The 19,608-nt window shown below is 71.5% G+C and carries 18 protein-coding genes and 1 pseudogene; 10 read left to right on the top strand and 9 right to left on the bottom strand.

Going from position 1 to position 19,608, the window contains the following annotated elements; translation table 11 throughout:
• Positions 1–127: 127 nt before the first annotated feature.
• The 5 genes and pseudogenes from OG446_RS29770 (at position 128) to OG446_RS29750 (ending at position 4,454) form a co-directional block, all read left to right on the top strand.
• Positions 128–772, top strand: coding sequence for a LysE family translocator (locus OG446_RS29770; protein WP_328896891.1), 645 nt, complete (start codon positions 128–130; stop codon positions 770–772).
• A 373-nt stretch (positions 773–1,145) separates the two neighbouring features.
• Positions 1,146–1,664: a toxin-antitoxin system HicB family antitoxin gene (locus OG446_RS29765; protein ID WP_328896890.1), complete on the top strand. Its 519-nt coding sequence runs from the start codon at positions 1,146–1,148 to the stop codon at positions 1,662–1,664.
• A gap of 83 nt (positions 1,665–1,747) precedes the next feature.
• On the top strand, positions 1,748–2,593 hold the full coding sequence (locus tag OG446_RS29760; protein ID WP_328896889.1) for a DUF4097 family beta strand repeat-containing protein: 846 nt from the start codon (positions 1,748–1,750) through the stop codon (positions 2,591–2,593).
• Between the two features lie 85 nt (positions 2,594–2,678).
• Positions 2,679–3,666, top strand: a pseudogene (locus OG446_RS29755) (ATP-binding cassette domain-containing protein).
• A complete protein-coding gene (locus OG446_RS29750) occupies positions 3,663–4,454 on the top strand; it encodes an ABC transporter permease (protein WP_328896888.1) in 792 nt (263 codons plus the stop codon). The pseudogene OG446_RS29755 and the gene OG446_RS29750 overlap by 4 nt, the downstream one beginning before the upstream one ends.
• Positions 4,455–4,568: 114 nt before the next feature.
• On the opposite strand, the gene OG446_RS29745 is transcribed toward OG446_RS29750, so the two are convergent.
• Positions 4,569–4,997, bottom strand: a complete 429-nt coding sequence (locus OG446_RS29745; protein WP_328896887.1) for a DUF6234 family protein — start codon at positions 4,995–4,997, stop codon at positions 4,569–4,571.
• A gap of 201 nt (positions 4,998–5,198) precedes the next feature.
• Between OG446_RS29745 and OG446_RS29740 the strand changes: the two genes are divergently transcribed.
• On the top strand, positions 5,199–5,381 hold the full coding sequence (locus tag OG446_RS29740) for a hypothetical protein (protein WP_328896886.1): 183 nt from the start codon (positions 5,199–5,201) through the stop codon (positions 5,379–5,381).
• Positions 5,382–5,508: 127 nt separating this feature from the next.
• Here the strand turns inward: OG446_RS29740 and OG446_RS29735 are convergent, their stop codons facing one another.
• Complete coding sequence (locus OG446_RS29735; RefSeq protein WP_328898453.1) at positions 5,509–6,429, bottom strand: alpha/beta hydrolase; 921 nt, start codon at positions 6,427–6,429, stop codon at positions 5,509–5,511.
• A gap of 324 nt (positions 6,430–6,753) precedes the next feature.
• Positions 6,754–7,851, bottom strand: coding sequence for a DmpA family aminopeptidase (locus tag OG446_RS29730; protein WP_328898452.1), 1,098 nt, complete (start codon positions 7,849–7,851; stop codon positions 6,754–6,756).
• 620 nt (positions 7,852–8,471) lie between these two features.
• On the opposite strand from OG446_RS29730, the gene OG446_RS29725 reads away from it, so the two are divergent.
• The gene (locus OG446_RS29725; protein WP_328896885.1) at positions 8,472–8,972 is read left to right on the top strand and encodes a DUF6069 family protein; all 501 of its coding nucleotides are present in this window, start codon (positions 8,472–8,474) and stop codon (positions 8,970–8,972) included.
• A 22-nt stretch (positions 8,973–8,994) separates the two neighbouring features.
• Here OG446_RS29725 and mnhG read toward each other — a convergent pair whose 3' ends face one another.
• The 6 genes from mnhG to OG446_RS29695 are packed head-to-tail and all read right to left on the bottom strand — an operon-like array spanning position 8,995 to position 15,502.
• On the bottom strand, positions 8,995–9,348 hold the full coding sequence (gene mnhG, locus OG446_RS29720; RefSeq protein ID WP_328896884.1) for a monovalent cation/H(+) antiporter subunit G: 354 nt from the start codon (positions 9,346–9,348) through the stop codon (positions 8,995–8,997).
• A complete protein-coding gene (locus OG446_RS29715; protein WP_328896883.1) occupies positions 9,345–9,680 on the bottom strand; it encodes a monovalent cation/H+ antiporter complex subunit F in 336 nt (111 codons plus the stop codon). Before OG446_RS29715 ends, mnhG begins: the two co-directional genes overlap by 4 nt.
• Positions 9,677–10,321, bottom strand: coding sequence for a Na+/H+ antiporter subunit E (locus OG446_RS29710; RefSeq protein ID WP_328896882.1), 645 nt, complete (start codon positions 10,319–10,321; stop codon positions 9,677–9,679). Before OG446_RS29710 ends, OG446_RS29715 begins: the two co-directional genes overlap by 4 nt.
• Positions 10,318–11,970, bottom strand: coding sequence for a Na+/H+ antiporter subunit D (locus OG446_RS29705; protein WP_328896881.1), 1,653 nt, complete (start codon positions 11,968–11,970; stop codon positions 10,318–10,320). Before OG446_RS29705 ends, OG446_RS29710 begins: the two co-directional genes overlap by 4 nt.
• Entirely contained in the window at positions 11,967–12,581 is a 615-nt protein-coding gene (locus OG446_RS29700) for a Na(+)/H(+) antiporter subunit C (protein ID WP_328896880.1), read from the bottom strand. The genes OG446_RS29705 and OG446_RS29700 overlap by 4 nt, the downstream gene beginning before the upstream one ends.
• On the bottom strand, positions 12,578–15,502 hold the full coding sequence (locus OG446_RS29695) for a Na+/H+ antiporter subunit A (RefSeq protein WP_328896879.1): 2,925 nt from the start codon (positions 15,500–15,502) through the stop codon (positions 12,578–12,580). Before OG446_RS29695 ends, OG446_RS29700 begins: the two co-directional genes overlap by 4 nt.
• A gap of 382 nt (positions 15,503–15,884) precedes the next feature.
• Here OG446_RS29695 and OG446_RS29690 point away from each other — a divergent pair, with 382 nt between their 5' ends.
• The 3 genes from OG446_RS29690 to OG446_RS29680 are packed head-to-tail and all read left to right on the top strand — an operon-like array spanning position 15,885 to position 19,608.
• On the top strand, positions 15,885–18,770 hold the full coding sequence (locus OG446_RS29690; protein ID WP_328896878.1) for a nitrate- and nitrite sensing domain-containing protein: 2,886 nt from the start codon (positions 15,885–15,887) through the stop codon (positions 18,768–18,770).
• Complete coding sequence (locus OG446_RS29685) at positions 18,767–19,204, top strand: roadblock/LC7 domain-containing protein (RefSeq protein WP_219573747.1); 438 nt, start codon at positions 18,767–18,769, stop codon at positions 19,202–19,204. Before OG446_RS29690 ends, OG446_RS29685 begins: the two co-directional genes overlap by 4 nt.
• Positions 19,201–19,608 (top strand): DUF742 domain-containing protein, encoded by a 408-nt coding sequence (locus OG446_RS29680; protein WP_148021414.1) that lies wholly within the window; start codon positions 19,201–19,203, stop codon positions 19,606–19,608. Before OG446_RS29685 ends, OG446_RS29680 begins: the two co-directional genes overlap by 4 nt.

Here is a 19,608-nt window from a genome sequence, read left to right as displayed (position 1 = left end):
TGCCGAGCGGTCACGCTCTATGCTGCAGCGGGCGGGCCAGGCACGGCACACGCGTCGTACCCGTCCGCCACAGCAGGGTGACCCCCTTCCGTATCAGGCACCCGACGAACGACCTGGAGGCTGACCGGTGATCACTCTGGCCGCGATCGGAGGAGTGGCACTGATCGAACTGGGCATGGCCCTGACTCCGGGACCGAACATGATCCACCTCGCCTCCCGGGCGATCACCCAGGGCCGCAGGGCGGGACTGATCAGCCTCGGCGGGACCGCTGTGGGGTTCGTGTGCTATCTCCTGGCCGCGGCTGCGGGGCTGTCCGCGTTGTTCGCCGCCGTGCCGGTGGCGTACACGGTGATCAAGCTTGCCGGGGCCGCCTACCTGGCCTACCTCGCCTGGAGCATGCTCAAGCCGGGCGGCCGCTCGCCCTTCGACCCGGCCGGGGATCTGCCTCCGGTCTCCGACGCCCGCCTGTTCTCCATGGGGCTGCTGACCAACCTGCTCAACCCCAAGATCGCCCTCCTGTACGCCGCCCTGCTGCCCCAGTTCCTGGACCCGCAGGGCGGTCCGGCCTGGGCACAACTGCTCCAGCTCGGTGGCGTGCAGATCGTCGTGGGCGTCACCGTGAACGGCCTGATCATGCTGGGCGCAGCACGGATTTCGGGGTTCCTGGCCACCCGGCCCCGCGCCATGACCGCCCAACGGCTCACGTCGGGCGGTCTGCTCGGCGTCTTCGCGTTGCGCACCGCGCTGTCCCGCGCCGCGGTTTCCGCCTGAGCCACGCCAGGGACAGCCGGAGATGTGCGGGGATGCATGCCGGTGACGGCATGCCTGTCCCCGCCGGACCGGACATGCCCGTTGGCGGACTCCTGATCCCGGGTGGCCGACCCTTGACGCGCGATTGACGTCGCCTGCCTTGGCGGGCCCCGCGTGGCTCAACCACTGGCACGGAATGGCATCACGTGACACCAGGTGGCGTCATTGGATGCTCTTCCGTGCGAACTGAGACCTGCAGGCACACACGACGCCACACCACCACAGCCAAAAGATGCCACGTTTACGCAGGTCAGATGCCATAACTTGGGACACGCACCCGGGAATGATGCCACACGGCTTGCGCGTGGCGCCATTATGGTGCCATCATGGCGTCATGGACCTCACCCCCTATGTCGACACCCTCCGCCGCGAACTCGCGGTGGCTGCCGAGGCCGGCGGCGACGAAGCCCGCGCACTGGCAGAGCGACTCACCGCTCCGCTGGAGTCGGCGACCCGGCTGACCATGCTCAACGTCCTCTCCGCCGCGATGGACGAGATCACCCGCGAGCTCGCCCCCGGTTCGGTCGACGTACGGCTGCGCGGGCTCGACCCCGACTTCGTCGTGACGCTGCCGGCCACCGTCATCGCCCCCGCGGAGCCCGCCTCCGCGCCCGCCGAACCCTTCAGGGCCCCGGCTCCGACGGACAGCGACGAGGGTGGCACCGCCCGCGTCAACCTGCGCCTGCCGGCCCATCTGAAGTCACGCGCCGAAGAAGCCGCGACCCGCGAGGGACTGTCGGTCAACGCGTGGCTGGTACGAGCCGTGTCGGCTGCGGTCGACGGTGGCACCGCACCACGTACGACGGAGAAGAGCCAGACGCTCGGACAGGGCTACACGGGGTGGGTGCGCTAGCCGCACCAGCCACCCGCACCACTTCACCCACACCACGTCCCACCAGTGGGGACGCCACCAAGAGCCAAGAGGACGGGACAGCCATGCCTTCTTTCGACACCTCCGAACCGATCTCGGTCACCGCCCATGTGGAGGCCGGTTCCATCCAGTTCACCGCCGGCGACCGCCCCGACACCGTCGTCGAGGCGCGGCCCCGCGACCCGAAGAAGGACCAGGACATCCGGGCGGCCGAGCAGACCGAGATCACGTACTCGGGCGGCGTGCTGACCGTCCGGACACCCAAGCAGCGCTACCTGATCGGCCGCACCGGCACGGTCGACGTGACGGTCGAACTGCCCACCGGATCGCGTATCGACCTGACCGGCGCCTGGGCCCAGGTGCTCGGCGAGGGCAGGCTCGGCGAGGTCCGCGTGAAGACCTCGTCCGGGGACGTCCGCCTCGACTCGACCGGCCCGCTCCACCTGACCGCGTCGCACGGCTCGATCACCGTGGACCACGTGGACGGCAAGGCCGAGATCACCACCAGCTCCGGCAGCCTGCGTGTCGGGCTCGTCGACGGCCCCGCCGTCCTGAAGAACTCGCACGGCACCACGACCGTCGGCGTCGCGACCGGCGAGCTGCGGGTGAGCGGATCCAACGGCGACATCGACATCACCCGGGCCGAGGACTCGGTCACGGCCAAGACGGCCCACGGCACCCTGCGCGTCGCCGAAGTCGCCAGCGGATCGGTCCAGTTGGAGACGAGCTACGGGGCCATCGAGGTCGGCGTCCGCGAGGGTACGGCCGCCTGGCTCGACGTCAACTCCGGGTCCGGCCAAGTGCGCAACACCCTCACCGCCTCCGAGACCCCCTCGAAGACCGAGGACACCGTCAGCATCCGCGCCCGCACCCGATTCGGCAACATCGACATCCGCCGCGCCAAGGCCTGACCCGGCAGCAGCCCTCGGTTCGCTCAGCCACCAGCCCCAGCCGCCTTCACTCTTCGAACGGGAGGGCTCCATGCCTTCGTCTGTCATGCCCACGTCCAGCAAGGGGGGCGGCCGGTCGTTGCCGGACGCCGTCTCCGCCGTCGGGATGCGCAAGTCCTACGGGGACAAGGTCGTCCTCGACGGGATCGACCTGCACGTCCCCGCAGGCACCGTGTTCGCGCTGCTGGGACCGAACGGCGCCGGCAAGACCACCGCCGTGAAGATCCCTCTCCACCCTCGTCACCGCCGACGCCGGCGACCTCCACGTCGGCGGCCACGACCTGACCACCGACCCGAACGCCGTACGCGCCACCATCGGCGTCACCGGACAGTTCTCCGCCGTCGACGGACTCATCACCGGCGAGGAGAACATGCTCCTCATGGCCGACCTGCACCACCTCTCCAAGCAGGAAGGACGCCTGGTCGCCGCCGAACTCCTCGAACGCTTCGACCTCACCCACGCCGCGAAAAAACCCGCCTCCACCTACTCCGGCGGCATGAAACGCCGCCTCGACATCGCCATGACCCTCGTCGGCAACCCCCGCATCATCTTCCTCGACGAACCCACCACCGGCCTCGACCCCCGCTCCCGCCACACCATGTGGAACATCATCCGCACCCTCGTCACCCACGGCGTCACCGTCTTCCTCACCACCCAGTACCTCGAAGAAGCCGACGAACTCGCCGACCGCATCGCCGTACTGAACAACGGCACAATCGCCGCCGAAGGCACCGCCGAGGAACTCAAACGACTCGTCCCCGGCGGACACGTCCGCCTCCGCTTCACCGACCCCGACACCTACCGGTCAGCCGCCACCGCCCTGCGCGAGGCCACCCGGGACGACGAGGCACTGTCACTCCACATCCCCAGCGACGGCACCCAGCGCGAACTGCGCGCCATCCTCGACTGGCTGGACTCCGCCGGCATCGAGGCCGACGAACTCACCGTCCACACCCCCGACCTCGACGACGTGTTCTTCGCCCTCACCGCCCCGGCCGTAATCCCGGACCAGCCCAAGGAGACTTCCCGATGAGCGCCCTCGCCCTAGCCGTCCGCGACTCGAACACCATGCTCCGCCGCAACCTCCTGCACGCCCGCCGCTACCCCTCCCTCACCCTCAACCTCCTGCTCACACCGATCATGCTGCTCCTGCTCTTCGTCTACATCTTCGGCGACGTCATGAGCGCGGGCATCGGCGGCACGAACGCCACCCGCGCCGGCTACGTCACCTACATCCTCCCCGGCCTCCTCCTCATGACCATCGGCTCCACCACCGTCGGCACCGCCGTCTCCGTCTCCAACGACATGACCGAGGGCATCATCGCCCGCTTCCGCACCATGGCCATCCACCGGGGCTCCGTCCTCGTCGGGCACGTCGTCGGCAGCGTCCTGCAATGCGTCGCCAGCGTCATCCTCGTCGGCGCCGTCGGTGTCGCCATGGGCTTCCGTTCCACCGACGCCACCCCCGTCGAATGGCTCGCCGCCCTCGGAGTCCTCGTCCTCTTCGCCACCGCTTTCACCTGGATCGCCGTCGGCATGGGGCTCATCAGCCCGAGCGTCGAAGCCGCCAGCAACAACGCACTCCCCATGGTCCTGCTCCCGCTCCTCTCCAGCGCCTTCATCCCCGTCGACACCATGCCCGGCTGGTTCCGGCCCATCGCCGAGTACCAGCCCTTCACCCCCGCCATCGAAACCCTCCGCGGCCTCCTCCTCGGCACCGAGATCGGCAACAACGGCTGGCTCACCCTCGCCTGGTGCCTCGCACTCACCGTCCTCGGCTACCTCTGGTCCACCGCCAAGTTCAACAACGACCCGAAGTAGGCCCGTTCAGCAGCTCGAAGGCCACGCCCGGCTCGTCCCGCCCCGGGGCGGCGTACTCCGACACCACGTCGGCGTAGGCCGCCCCGTCGGGCTGGAACGCCTGCCGTCGGCGACTCAGTCACATCGTCCGCTGCCGCTGTAGCAGGGCTGGTAGCCGGCGCTCGGGGTGGGCGCGGGGCGCGGGTGCGACTGTTCGTACTCGTGCTGGCTGAGGACGAGCATCATCGCCACGGCGCCGGCGGCCAGGAGCTGCAGGACCGCTGTCCACGGGGCGCGGGCCAGCGCCGCGAGCACGAAGAGGACGACTACGGCGATGAGGAAGTGCTGCATGAACGCGATGCTCGCCAGCGTCGCCTCGTCGATCTCCTCCCGCCTCCCCTGCGCGGCCCACCCATCCATCCCGTAGCCGAACATCGCCCAAATGAAGACCAGGGTCTCGACGATGAGCAGCATGAGGGCCGCGGGGATGTCCGAACTGCGGGACGTCGTGTTCGACCAGGGCCATCTGCGCCGGGACAGGCGCGTGCGAAGCTCATGAGTCATGGCCCGATGCTGCCGGACCGGCCACCGGTGCGCATGAGTACGCACACTCATTCGACGCAGCCGCTTCCACGAAGCACGACAGTCCGGCAACGGGCGCCAGTCGCTGGTCACTTGGGGGGCCGGGTCCCGCCCTACCCAGATGTCCGACGACCATGCGATCCTGCGGCATCGAGGGCTGAGCGGGGGACCAACGATGAGCATTTGGTCGCGCTCGCGCGGCGGGCGGGAATCGCGGTCGAGTTGCACGGAACGGAGCCCGCCGACGCGGCCGGGGGCGGCCGGCTGGACATGCCGGCACCCATCGGCCCCAGGACCACACCAGAGGCTGTCGCCACCGCCCTGGACGGACGAGCGCGGGAAATGGACCGGCAGATGGCCCGCTGATCCACAGTTCGCTCCTGGCCGGCCCAGAGGCCGCTACTCGGCGGCTCGCTGAGGCCCCTCCACCGGGAAGTGGATCGGGCTCAGCAGGTGCTGCGTACCCGGAAGGGCCGGGCCCGGGCATCGGCACTCAGCGTGCGGCAGAGGGCGCGCCGTCGTCGAGGCACTCGTCGAGGAAGGCCAGGGCCCGCAGATGGTACACCCTGGCGGCCCGGCCGAGGCTGATGTTGTGCCCGGCTCCGGCGAGCCGGTCGACGAGGACCCGGGGCGCCGCCGAGAGCTGTGCGGCGAGATCGGTGAGGTCGGCATCGCTCTGGCACCACCAGGCCTCGTGCTCGGCGAAGGTGAAACGCACCGGCACGGCCACGCGCGGCAACAGGCGGGCGGACAGTCCGCTCCACTCCTGCGCCGACGCGATCTCCTGGTCGGGCATCGGGGCGACGACTGCCGCGGCCTCGCGGAAGGTCCCGTCCGGGTAGAGGCCCAGCGGGCCCCAGTTGAGCCGCCGGAGTCCGGTGCGCGCCCCGGGGCCCAGGAGCGCCACGGAGGCGGCCGGCCGGTGTCCGCAGCCGGAGATGTCCAGGCCGAGGAAGTCGTCGGGCGATGCGTCGGCGGCGAGGGCGAGGGCGAGTTTGCCGCCGAAGGAGTGGGCGAGCAGGAACAGGGGGCCGGGGACGTGGCGGGCCTGTGCGTCGGCGAGCGCGGAGCGGACCGTCGCCACCTGCTCCAGGAGGTGCTGCCCGGTGGGCAGGTGCGGGGCCGAGGCGCCGTAGCCGGGCCGGTCCAGCGCGAGCACGGCGTAGCCGAGGCGGGCGCCGAGCGTCAGCAGGGAGACGTCCGGATGCGCCTGCCCGTCGAAGTACCCGGCGCTCATCCCCCCGCCGTGCAGGGCGACGACGGTCGCGCGCGGTGGGCGGCCGTCGGCGGGTTCGCTCAGCAAGGCGGACAGGGGGATCCCGCCGACGGCCTCGAGGGTGATCCTGCGGACCCCCGGTGACAGACCGCCGGGTGCGGGGGTTCCCTGCGCAGGGTGTGCCGTCGTCGTCAGCATCGCGCGTCCCCGTTCCTCCTCCGCCCGCCCTGGGCGCTGTCCTTCCAGCATCGGGGGCGGCTGCGGAACGGGACAAGGCATGCCAGTCATGGCTCCTTCGGATCTCCGCCTCCTCGGCGTCGGAGAACGCACAGGCCGCGGTCGGGAAGCCGTCACGGGCGGGTCGTCCCAAGGGTTGTGCCCTTCCCCGCCGGGAGGGACACGGCCGTGCGGGCGGATTCCGGGGGCTTCGCCCGCACGGGTGAAGGGGACGTCCCTCCAGGACCTCGTGGCGCGGAACCACGGCACGGGGGCAGCCGCACTCCTCCCCGGCAGTGGCGCCTTCTACGCCACCGCGCCCCGCGCGGCCAACAGTGCGGAGACCTGGTCCAGCGGCAGCGCCGGGACGTGGTGGCCGGCCCGGCCGGTCATCGCGTGCGCACCCGTGAGGACGTTGAGGACCGCCTCCTCCACCGACTCGACCACCGCACCGTAGAAGGGGTCCATCCGGCCCCAGGGCACGAAGCGCATCGACTCGTACGGAGCGCTGCCGTCGTCCTCCGGGAACGTGCTGGTCAGGGCACCTTCGTTGGCCGTGGAGAAAGCCAGGAAGATATCGCCGGAGAAGTGGCTGCCCGTGGTGCCGGTGCGGGCGAGGCCCAGGGTCGCCCGCCGGGCCAGCGCCTCGCACTGGCCGGGCAGCAGGGGTGCGTCCGTGGCCACCACCACGATCACCGAGCCGGCGCCGGGCGGCACCTGACGCTCGCCGTCGGGCTCCGGCGCGGGGCCGTCGGGCAGTTCGCGGCCCACCGGGACGCCGGCCACCACCAGTTCGCGCCGCGCGCCGAAGTTGGCCTGCACGAAGGCGCCGACGGTGTACCGGTCCTCGCCGTACTCCACCACCCGTGAGGCGGTCCCGGAGCCGCCCTTGAAGCCGTAGCAGCGCATGCCAGTACCGCCGCCGACGCATCCCTCCTCGACCGGTCCGGAGGCCGCCGCCTCGATGGCGGCGGCCGCGTGGCGGGACTCCACGGCCGAGCCGTGGATGTCGTTGAGGTGGCCGTCCCAGGTCTCGGTGACGACCGGAAGCAGCCATTCGGGCGCCATGTCCCGGCGGTTGGCGCGTACCCACTCGACGACACCGCGGTGCACCGGGCCGACCGCGTAGGTGTTGGTGATGAGCACCGGAACGGCGAGGGATCCGCTCTCCTCGATCCAGGCGGTGCCGGTCATCTCGCCGTTGCCGTTGAACGAGTGCAGGCCCGCCGCGCAGGGCATGCCCACTCCGTCCCTGCCGCGCGGGAGGAGCGCGGTGACTCCGGTGCGTACGTCGTCGCCCTCGCAGAGGGTCACGTACCCGACCTCGATACCGGGGACGTCCGTGATCGCGTCCCACGGCCCCGGTTCGCCGGTCAGCGGTATGCCCAGTTCGCGTGCCCTCATGCGGTGGTCGTCCACAGGTTCCTCGCGCGTGCCGTCGTCATTCATGCGCCCAGAGGTTACGTGATCATGCGCGGCCGGAGGCGACGAGGGCGGGGCGCCGTCCGTCAGGCCTTCTCGCGCTCGCCGGGTTCGGCGGACGCTTCTCCTCTCCCGCACCCGGCCCCACGACCGGCCCGGAGGCGGGCCCGAACCGCGTCGCACAGTGTTGTCGGAGCCTTGTGCCGGACTTCCTCCATGACGACTACGGGGGCAGCGGCGGCGCGGGGAGGTCGACGGCTGCCTCGGAGGCGGGGCACACGGACCGGACCCGGGGCCAGGTGCACTGGGCGCCGTTCCGGCAGACCGAGCGCTCGGCCGTCGCCGCGATCGACCTGCTGCGGCGCCCGGCGGCGGAAGACGGCGGGGGCCATCCGCCGGCTCCCCGCGACCCGGAGGTCGCCCGGTTCCTCGGTGCCACGCACCGCACCCACCGGCGCCGAGGACGACCGGTAGCCGCGCGGGCGGTTGCTGAGCCGCCGTCACCCTCCGCTTGCCTCACTCGTTCGGACCGTGCCCGGTCGCCTCTGGGCCCCGGCCGTCCGACGATCGGGATTCGGTCGATCGAGGGGAGAGGTCCGGTCATGGACCCACAGGACGGTTACGACTGGCAGCCGCAGCAGACCGGATACGTACCGCCGCAGCACCGGCCGCGCGCCCGGGGCCCCCGCGTCGACGCGGGGCGGCTGTGGGCGGGTGGCGCCATGACGGCCCTGGTCGCCGCGCTCACCGCCGTCGTCGGGCTGCTGCTGATCCGCGGTGTGCTCGGGATCCCGGTCTTCGCCCCGGAGGGTGACGGTGCGATGGGCGACGCGTCGACGGGGGTACTGGCCACGGGGGCGGCGTTCGCCGCTCTGGCGGCCACCGCCCTGCTGCACGTGCTGATGCTGGCGACGCCGCAGCCGGGCACCTTCTTCCTGTGGATCGTCACGCTCGCCACCGCTGTCATGGTGCTGCTGCCCTTCACCACGTCCGCCCCGCTGGACGCCAGGATCGGCTCGGCGGCGCTGTACCTCGTCATCGGGATCGCGATCGGTTCCCTGCTGTCCGCCGCCGGCCGCAGCGCGACGCGCCAGGAGTTCTGACCGCGAGCGGGGTGGTTCCGCGTCAGCTCTCCTCGGTGAGCTGCTCGTCCAGTTCGTCGAAGAGCAGTTCGCCGTGGTCGATCTGGCCCGTGCGGTATGCGGAGCGCGCGACCAGGTGGGCGGCCACCGGACCGGTCATCAGCTGGAAGAAGCCGATCAGCGCCAGCGTCGCGAGGTCCATGCCGCTGCGCAGCCGCAGCGCGACGCCGGCCAGCACCAGCAGCATGCCGAGTGACTGCGGCTTGGTCGCGGCGTGGCTGCGGGACAGGACGTCCGGCAGTCGCAGCATGCCGATCACGCCGAGCAGACAGATGGCCGCGCCGATCAGCAGCAGGACCGCACCCGTCGTGTCCACGATCTGGAGCCAGAGACTCATGGCGCCTCCCTGCCGGTCCGCGGCTCGCCGTCGGTCCGCGCGCGGCCCGGCGGGCGGTCGCGCACCGCGATGAAGCGGGCGATGCCGACCGAACCGGTGAAGCCGAGGAAGGCCAGCACCAGCATGATCGGGAAGTAGAACGGATCCCGCGCGAAGGCGGACTTGGCACCGAGCCCGCAGATGATGAGGGCGGCGCAGACATCGAGCGAGAGCGCCCTGTCCAGCATCGAGGGGCCGCGCCAGATACGGAACAGCAGGCCCGCTCCGGCGATGACGATCAGGACGACGGATGCGGTCAGCAGCACCCGGTCGACGGTCTCCGGCACACTCATGCGCCCTCCTCCTGGTCTCCCGGCCGCTCGCCGGTGTGCGGTGCGGGCGGGGGCGGGCCGGCGACCCGGTCGATCTCGTCGCGGGTGCCGAAGGCCCGGACGGTCAGTTCCTCCATGCGCCAGACGGAACGCCGGGCCGCGTCGAGTTCGGCGGGCCGGTCCGCGTCGAGGACGTGCACGAACACGGTGGCGGTGGCGCGGCGCACCTCGACGATCGATCCGCCCGGCACGTTCGACACCGCGACGGCGGTCGCGGTGAGCATCAGGTCCGAGCGGCAGCGCAGCGGGACGGCGATGACGGCGGCCCGGTGCGGGCGGTCCGCGAAGATCTGCCGGGTGACCCTCACGCCCGAGGTGTACATGTCGTAGAGCAGATAGGTGACCAGCCGCAGGATGCCCCAGGGGTGCAGCCGCAGCCCCAGATCGACCTGAGGCAGCGGGAACGCCAGGCAGACGGCCACCGCGACCACGACTCCGGTCAGCACGTTGGCCCAGTTCAGGCTGGACCAGAGCAACACCCAGATGACGGTGAGCCAGGCGATCAGCGGGAGGTCGAGCACGCGTGGCCTCCGGCCGCCGAACTCCAGGCTGAAGGGGGGCAGGTTCTTGTTCCGGTAGGGGAACGTGATCAGGCGTTTCACCGGCCGAGCACCGCCTCGATATAGGGGACGCGCGCGATGAGCTCGGCGGCCGAGCGGTCCGTGTACGAGGTCAGCGGCCCGGCGAACACGGTGAAGGCGAGGCCGAGCGCGACCGTCGCCGCGGTGGCCCAGGTCATCAGGCGCGGGAGCCTGGTCGTGGTCGTGACGGCATGGCCGTGCAGCGTGGCCGCGACCGCGCGTCCGGCCGGCTCGTGGCGGGGGCGCACCCCTTCGTCCCCGGTGCCGGGCATCCGGTCGGGGCCCTCGTCGGTGTCGTCGTCGCTGTCGTCGTCGGACTCCAGGACCGTGCCGTCCGCCGCCTGGCCGGGAGGCGCCGCCCGCCAGAACGCCAGGTTCCAGACCTTGGCCATCACGTACAGCGTGAGCAGGCTCGTCGCCGTCGACCCGATGACGAGGATCCAGGCCCAGACACTGCCGTCGGCGACACCGGCGCGCATGAGTCCGAGCTTGCCGATGAAGCCTGAGAGCGGCGGAATGCCGGCCAGGTTCATGGCGGGTACGAAGAACAGGACGGCGAGCAGCGGGGCGGCCTTGGCGATGCCGCCGAGCCGGGTCAGCTCGGTGGTGCCGCCCCGCCGCTCGATCAGGCCGGCCACCAGGAACAGCGTGGTCTGGACGGTGATGTGGTGGACGACGTAGACGATCGCGCCGCCGTACGCCTCCCGGGTGGCGAGCCCGATGCCGAAGACCATGTAGCCGATGTGGCTGATGAGGGTGAAGGAGAGCAGCCGCTTCAGGTCGGTCTGGGCGACGGCGCCCAGGATGCCGACGACCATCGAGGCGAGCGCCGCGGCCATCAGCAGGTCGCCGAGCCGGTTGCCGGGGAAGAGCAGGGTCTCGGTGCGCAGCATGCAGTAGACGCCGACCTTGGTGAGGAGTCCGGCGAAGACCGCGGTGACGGGGGCCGGCGCGGTCGGGTAGGAGTCGGGGAGCCAGGCCGCGAGGGGGAAGACTGCGGCCTTGATGGCGAAGACGGTCAGCAGCATCCCCTGGATCAGGGTCTGGACGCCCAGCGGGAGTTCGCCGAGCCGGACGGCCAGCTGGGCGAAGTTGGCGGTGCCGGTGGCCGCGTACGTCATGGCGATGGCGGTGAGGAAGAGCATCGAGGAGAAGAGGGAGATGATCACGTACGTGGAGCCCGCGCGGATCCTGGGGCCGGTGCCGCCGAGCGTGAGCAGGACGAAGCTGGCGACGAGCATGATCTCGAAGCCGACGTACAGGTTGACGAGGTCGCCGGCGAGGAAGGTGCAGGAGACCCCGGCGACCAGGATCAGATAGGCGGGGTGGAAGACGGCGACCGGTGTCTCCTCGTCCCGGTCGGCCATGCCCTGGCCGAGGGAGTAGACGAGGACGCAGAGGGTGACGGCCGAGGAGACGGTCAGCATCAGTCCGGAGAGCCGGTCCGCGACCAGGGTGATGCCGAGCGGCGGGGCGAAGTCGCCGAGGTGCACGCTGAGCGGGCCGCTCGTATCGGCGGCGATCATCAGGGCGACCGAGAGCCCCAGTACGGCGGTGAGGACGGCGACGCTGATGAAGCGCTGGAACTGTTTGAGCCGGGTGCCGAAGGCGAGGCTCAGTCCGGTGGCGCAGAGCGGCAGCAGCACCGGCAGCGGGACGAGTGCGTTCACCCGGTGTCTCCTCGGTTCGTGGGGGTTTCGGACCGCTCCGTGGGCCGCCGGGCCGCGTAGTCCTCCGGGTCCGCGCCCAGGACGTCGTGCCACAGGTCCCCGCTCGCGTCCCGGCCGCGGGCCTGGAGGGCGCGGTCGGCCCGCAGCCTGGCCCGCAGACGGCGGCGCTCCTCGCGGTAGCGGCGGCGGGCCTCGGCGCTGGGTTCGGCCTCGGCCCGGTACTGCTCGCGCAGTTCGTCGCGTTCCCCCAGCACTTCGGCGCGCAGCACGATGCGCCGGTCCTCGTCGTCGTCGTGCACCTCGTCCGTGCCGGTCAGCTGGTGGCTGCGGTAGGCCATGGCGAGGAGGAACGCGGTGGTGGCCAGCGTGATGACGATGGCGGTGAGGGCGATGGCCTGGGGCAGCGGGTCGGTGACCCGGCCCAGTTCGACGCCGTAGAGGAGGGGTTCGCGGCCGGCCGATCCGGTGGCGGACAGGACGAGCAGGTTGATGCCGTTGCCCGCGATGACCGCGCCCAGCAGGATCCGGGTGAGGGGACGGGTGAGCATGAGGATGCCGCCGACCGCGCACAGGACCGCGGCGGTGGCGAGGAGCGAGGCGCTGACGGTCACGGGGCGGTGCCTCCCGTCTCGGGGGCGGCCGGCCCGGGTGCCGGTCCGGTCGTCGTCGCCTGTACGGCCGCCGCCCGCTCGATCTGCCGGTCGACCTTGGCGCCGAGGGCCCGCACGATGTCCAGCACCACGCCCAGGACCAGCAGATAGACACCGCAGTCGAAGATCACCGGAGTGCCGAAGTGGTAGTCGCCGATCAGCGGCAGGTGGCCGTGGTGGGTCCAGGCGTGCAGGACGGTGCCGTCCGCGAGGCCGAGCAGTGCCACCCCGGTGGACAGGAACAGGCCGAGGCCCGTGAAGAGCCCGGGCTGCAGAGGCGCGGCCTCGGCGAGTTCGAAGCGGCCGCCCGCCAGATAGCGGGTGATCAGCGCGACCCCGGCGACCAGTCCGGCGACGAATCCGCCGCCCGGCATGTTCTCGGCGCAGAACAGGAGATAGACCGAGAGCACCAGGATCGGGTGGAACAGCAGCCGTGCCACGACCTCGAAGACGACTGAGCGGTGCTCGGGTGCGAGCGTGGAGCCGGCTGCCAGCCAGCTGCGCTCGGGGGCGCCTTCGTCGCCGTGCGGAACTCCCGTCAGCGGGGGCGTGGTCACCGACCAGGCGGTGTGCCGCCGTGTCTCCGGGGGCGCCGGGTCGCCCTCGGCGCGACGGTGCAGGTAGATCAGGCTCGTCACGCCGATCGCCGCGGCCGCCAGGACGGCGGACTCCCCCATCGTGTCCCAGGCCCTCAGGTCCACCAGGATGGTGGCGACGACGTCCTTGAGGCCGTGGTGCGCGGTCTCCTCGACCATGGCGGCTCCGGCGGGCTCCGCGGTACGCGCGGCCGCCGCGACCCACACCACGACGCTCAGGGTGGCCGCCGCTGCCAGCGCCACCGGGATCCGGACGGCCCGCCGCCAGCTGCTCACCGACTCCTGGAAGTGCACCGGCATCCGCCGCAGCACCAGCACGAACACGATCATCGACACGGTCTCCACGCAGAACTGCGTGAGCGCCAGGTCCGGTGCGCCCTGGACGACGAAGAGCAGCGCGGCCCCGTATCCGGTGAGCCCGGCGAGCACCACGGCCTTCATGCGGCGTCTGACGGTCAGACAGGACAGCGCCGCCGCGCAGGTCAGCGCCGCGACGGCGCCCTGCAGCGGTACGTCCCAGAGCCGCGGCGCCGCTGCCCCGTGCCAGGGCCGGTCGACGCCGAGCACGGTGAGCTGGCCGGCGAGCATCACGAGCAGGGTGGTGGCGAGGTAGACCGACAGGGAGCCCCGCTGGACGAAGCCGGTGATCTGGAGCGAGAGCCGCTCCAGGCCCAGCAGCAGATGGCCGAAGGCGCTGTCGGCGGTCGGCCAGGCGATCCGCCGGGAGAGCCTGATGACCGGGGAGCGCACGGCGAAGAGCACCGCACCGCCCGCCGTGGCGACGGCCGACAGCAGCAGTGCGGTGCCCCAGCCGTGCCAGAGCGCGAGGTGGTACGGGTGGGCGGGGGCGGGGAAGGCGTCCGCGTACGCACTCAGCAGCCGGTCGGTCCAGCCCACGCCGGGTCCCAGCACCAGCCCGCAGGCGGCGAGCAGGGCGGGCGGGGCGAGGAAGGCCGCGCCGACCCGGTGGACCGGGGTGTCGGCGACTCCGGGCTTGCGCCAGAAGGCGCCCCAGACGAACCGGACGGTGTACGCGACGGTCAGTATCGAGCCCGCCACCGTGATGCCCAGCGCCCAGCGGTCCGCCGTGTCGCCGTGCAGCAGGGCGTCGAAGGCGGCCTCCTTCGCGGCGAAGCCGAGCAGCGGGGGCAGTGCGGCCATGGAGGCGGCGGCGGTCACGGCGACGGCGCAGACGTACGGCAGCGACCGTCCGACGCCGGAGAGCCTGCGCAGGTCGCGGGTGCCGGCCGCGTGGTCGACGATGCCGGTGATGAGGAACAGCGGGGCCTTGAACAGGGCGTGCCCGAGGATCATGACGGTGGCGGCCAGCGCCGCGTCCCGGTTGCCAACGCCCGCGAGCAGGGTGAGGAAGCCGAGTTGGCTGACGGTGCCGTAGGCGAGGACGAGCTTCAGGTCGTTGAGCCGCAGGGCCCGCCAGCCGCCCAGCAGCATCGTCGCGGCGCCGAGGACCATCACGACGGGCCGCCAGACGGGGACGTCGGCGAAGCCGGGGGCGAGCCGGGCGACGAGGTAGACGCCGGCCTTGACCATGGCCGCGGCGTGCAGGTACGCGCTGACTGGGGTGGGCGCCGCCATGGCGTTCGGGAGCCAGAGGCTGAAGGGCCAGATCGCCGACTTCGACAGGGCCCCGCACAGGATCAGCACGACGGCCACGGAGACGGCGAGGCTCGTTCGGGGCGGGTCGGCGAGGATCGCCGAGATCCGGTAGGTGCCCGCCGCCTGACCGATGATCAGGAATCCGACGAGCATGGCGAGCCCGCCGAGGGTGGTGACGGTGAGCGCCTGGAGGGCGGAGCGGCGGCTGTGCCTCTGCTCGCTGTCGAATCCGATCAGCAGGTAGGAGAAGACCGTGGTCAGCTCCCAGAAGACGTAGAGCGTGATCAGGTCGTCGCTCAGTACGAGGGCGAGCATGGCCCCGGCGAAGGCGAGCAGGTTCCCGGCGAATCCGGCCAGTTGAGGGGTGTCGTCCTTGAAGTACGAGGCGCAGTAGAGCAGGACGAGCGTCCCGACGCCCGCCGCGAGCAGCACCATGAGTTCGGCGAGGGCGTCCAGGCGCAGGGCGACGGAGACGTCGTACGCCGGGATCCAGTTCCACGACCAGGTGACCGAGGCGCCGGAGGCCGCCGTGTCCCACTGGGCGAACGCCCAGCAGGTGGTGGCGGCGGGGGGCAGCGCGAGAACCACGAAGGCGCGCGCGCCCAGCCATCGCACCAGCGGGCGGGCGCACGCGGCGAGGACGAAGTGGCAGATGACGAGCGCGGTCATACGGCCGGCACGGCAGGTGGGGTCACAGAACAGGCAAAGAGCACTATGTACAGATATATCCCCGGCTGCGCTTCACCCGTACGGCGCGCCGCACGGACGGTGATGGACCGTCATCCCCCGCCCGCGGAGCCTCCCCGAACCGACGCTTCCGCTGCGCGGGACCGCTGTCGCAACGTCACTTTCCGGACAGCTCCGCGCGTTGATGGTGCTTCTGTGGACGATCAGTGATGCACATGTGAGCCCGCTTCCTTTCCTTTTTTGCAGTGTGACTAATATCTATCTGTCGAAGTTTCCAACGGATTTGACCAGTCGTGAGGCTGGCACCATCGTCAAGGAGCATGCCCTGCGCACGCGCGCGTCAAGGCGGAGCGACTCGACCACAATGTCGCTGCGGACGGCCCTGCTCGTACTGGCCATCGTCCCCGGTGTAGCACTGGCCGCCCTCTGGGCCGTCACCAGTGGTCAGACTCTGCTCGACTTCCAAAGGCAAGCGGCCCAGGGGCTGTTGGCCCAGAAGGCCGGCCAGCCGTCCAACATCGTGTACTACAACCTGCAGGAGGAGCGGCGGCTGAGCGCCGACGCTCTGGCCCGCCCCGGAGGTGCCACCGACGCGCTGCGCAAGCAGCGCAAGCTGACCGACGAAGCGATCACCGGCTTCCAGTCCCTTTCGGACATCGCCACCGACGACGCCCCCGGCGAGGTCCGGGACGCGGTCGTCCAGGCACGTTCGGCGATCACCCAACTCCCCGCCCAGCGCTCCCTCGTCGACGCGGGGGACAACGACCAGCAGAAGGCCGTGTACCGCTACTACACGGACCTGATCGCCGTCGACCTGAAGCTCTTCACCGCGCTCAGCCATGTGGACAACGGCGAGATCACCACCATCTCCCAGCCGCTGGTCGACCTGTTCTGGGCCAAGGAGATGATCTCGCGCTCGGACGCCCTGCTGGCCCGCGGCTGGTCCAAGGGCAAACTGAGCACAGGAGACCTCCAGCAACTCCGCGAGGCCGTTTCCGGCCAGTCCTTCCAGTACGCCACCAAGGTCGTCCCCTTCCTTCCGGCGGACGAGAAGGCCATGTGGGAGGAGATCTCCGGCAGCGCGGCCTGGAAGACCAAGACCCAGGTGGAGAACGAGGTGCTGCGCCCCGCCGACCCGGACAAGGCCGGCTTCGTCAGCCTCGGCGCCGAGGAGAAGACCTGGCGCGGTGCGATGGACGAACTCACGCCCCAGCTGATGAAGCTGATGGAGCACCGCACCGACGTCGTCGTGGCGAACGGCAAGGACAGCGTCCTCTCACTGCTGATCAGGGTCATTCTCACCTCGGTCATCGGCCTCCTCGCCGTCATCGCCGTCATCTGGATCACCTGGCGCCTCACCCGCAACCTGCGCCTCCGGATCGGCCGGCTCCAGGAGCGGGCGGAGGAGCTGGAGAAGACCCTGCCCGACGTCGTCGAGCGGCTCGGCAAGGGCGAACGCATCGACATGGAGGCCGAGGCCCGTGCCATCGGTCGCGACCGCAAGGAAGGCAGCAAGGCCGACGAGCTGACCCAGCTCGGTGACGCTCTCGACCTGGCCCGCACCAGTGCGCTCCAGGCGGCCGTCAAACAGGCCGACCAGCACCGCGGCTTCGAGCGGCTGCTTCAGCGCATCGCGCGCCGCACCCAGCAGTTGATCGGCCAGCAGCTGAAGAAGCTGGACGAGCTGGAGCGCAAGCACGAGGACCCCGAGGTGCTCGACGGCCTGTTCGACCTCGACCACCTCACCGCCCGCCTCCGGCGCTACGAGGAGAACCTCGTGATCCTCGCCGGCGGCTCCCCGCACCGGCGCTGGCGCAAGCCCGTACCGCTGCTCGACGTCATGCGCTCCGCCCAGGGCGAGGTGCAGGACTACCAGCGTGTGGTGCTGGATCTGGACGGCGCTCCCTGGCTCACGGAGCGGGCCGTGGGCCCGGTCTCCCATGTGCTGGCGGAGCTGATCGAGAACGCCCTCACCTTCTCCAGGCCGCCCAGCCCCGTCGAGGTCAGGGCGGCCCGGGTCAGCCGGGGCCTGGCCATCGAGGTCGAGGACCGCGGGCTCGGCATGGACGACGACCAGCTCGCCGAGGCCAACGAGCTGATGAGCAGGCCGCCCCGGATGGACGTGCTGGCGCACGCCGACGACATCCGGCTCGGTCTGTACGTGATCGCGCGCCTCGCCGACCAGCACGGCCTGCGGGTGGAGTTCCGCCAGTCGGCCTTCGGCGGCACCCGGGTCGTCCTGCTCGTCCCCGACGCGCTCACCGTCCCCGGCCCGCACTCCGGTCCGGTGGCCGTCCCTTCCCCCGAGGACACGGGCGCCGCACCGGCCCCGGAACCCGCACCGACCCGCGACGCCGACGCACTGCCCAGCCGCGGCCGCGGCCAGGCGCTCGCCGGGGTCACCGCGCTGCACGCCGCGGGCGCCCCGTTCGAGACCACCGGGACGCCCTACACGGTGGCGGACGAGCCCTTCCCCGACCGGGAGGAGCAACCGCAGCCGGCCCCCGCCGACAACCCGTTCGGTGATCCGGTGACTCCGTACACCCCGTATGCCGACAGCACACCGGCAAGTACAGCGGGAAGCCCGTACGGCCACGCCGTACCCACTTCCCCGTACGGCGGTACTACTGACGGGAGCCCGTACGGCAGCGGCAGCCCGGGCGACAGCACCTACGGCGCGTCCCACCAGGACGCGTACGCCGATGCCGAGCAGCCGTACATGAAGGCCGAGGGCCAGTACCCGGTACCGCATCAGCCCTACCAGACGCCCGAGGAGCCGTACATGACTCCGCACCAGCCGTACCCGGGACCGTACGCGGCGGGCGTCCCCGACCGGACCGGCTTCCCGGTGCCCGGGCCCCGGCAGCCGGAACCGGCCGTCGGACACCCGGGACGGCTCCCGGTGGCCGAACCCGACCATCCGGCTCCCCCGGCGGCGGGTACGACCGGCCGGGAGAGCGGGCCGGGACGGCCCGCACTGCCGGCATCGCCCGCCGCGGAACCCCCGTTGCCGCGCCGGGTACGCCAGGCCAGCCTCGTGGACGAACTGCGGATCACGCCGGCCTCCGGTTCTGCCGCGTCCCCGTCCGCGAGCCGGCAGGCGTCCCCGCAGTCCCGTCCGGCCCCGCGCCGCGCCGGGGCTGCCATCGGAGCCTTCCAGCGCCGGTCCCGCGCCGCCCGCGCGACCGACGAGCCGCCGACGCAGCCCGACCCTCCCGCACCCCTCCCCACGAGAGAAGAACGGTCATGACACGCACTACCGCCACTCACCAGGACCTCGACTGGCTGCTCGACGGTCTGGTGGACTCGGTGGCCGAGACCCTGAACGCCGTGCTGCTGTCCGACGACGGTCTGGTGGTGAGCCACTCGCGCACCGTCGAGCGGTCCGACGCCGAGCGGCTGGCCGCCATCTGCACCGGCCAGCAGAGCCTGGCCCGCGGTGTGGGCCAGCTCTTCAACGGCGGCGACGTACACCAGGTGATCGTCGAACTGTCGGATCTGTGGCTCTTCATCATCTCCGCGGCCCAGGGCACGCACCTGGCCGTCGTCGCCTCCCAGGAGGTGGACGCCGAGATCATGTCGCTGGCCATGCACAACCTCGTCCAGCAGGTCGGCCAGAAGCTCAGCACCCCGGTGCGGGGCGACTTCAACGCCTTCGGCGGCGGGGACGGGCCGCGCGCGTGACCCCGCACTGGGAGGACGAGGAGACGGAGGAGGACGGTGCGGGCACCATGGTGCGCCCGTACACCATCACCCGTGGCCGGACCGCCCCCGAGCGGGACGACTTCACCCTCATCACCGTGCTGACGACCGCGCACGACCCGCGGGACGGGCACGGCGCCGCGGTCCATCCGGGCAGGCTCCAGCCGGAGCACCGGATGATCCTGGAGCGCTGCCGGCGTCCCGCCGCGGTCGCCGAGGTCTCCGCGGACCTCAACCTCCCGGTCTCGGTGACCAAGATCCTGCTGGCGGACCTGGTGGCCCAGGGCCTGCTGCTCGCCCGTGCGCCCCTTTCGGTGGCCCGGGCGGCCGGCGGTGCCGACATGGGAATGCTGGCAGCCCTTCGCGACGGACTCGGGAGACTCTGA

The organism is Streptomyces sp. NBC_00236, from assembly GCF_036195045.1.
In the GTDB taxonomy this organism is placed as follows: domain Bacteria; phylum Actinomycetota; class Actinomycetes; order Streptomycetales; family Streptomycetaceae; genus Streptomyces.
The sequence above is the reverse complement of the archived record's forward strand: the minus strand, read 5'-3'. Positions and strand labels throughout refer to the sequence as shown.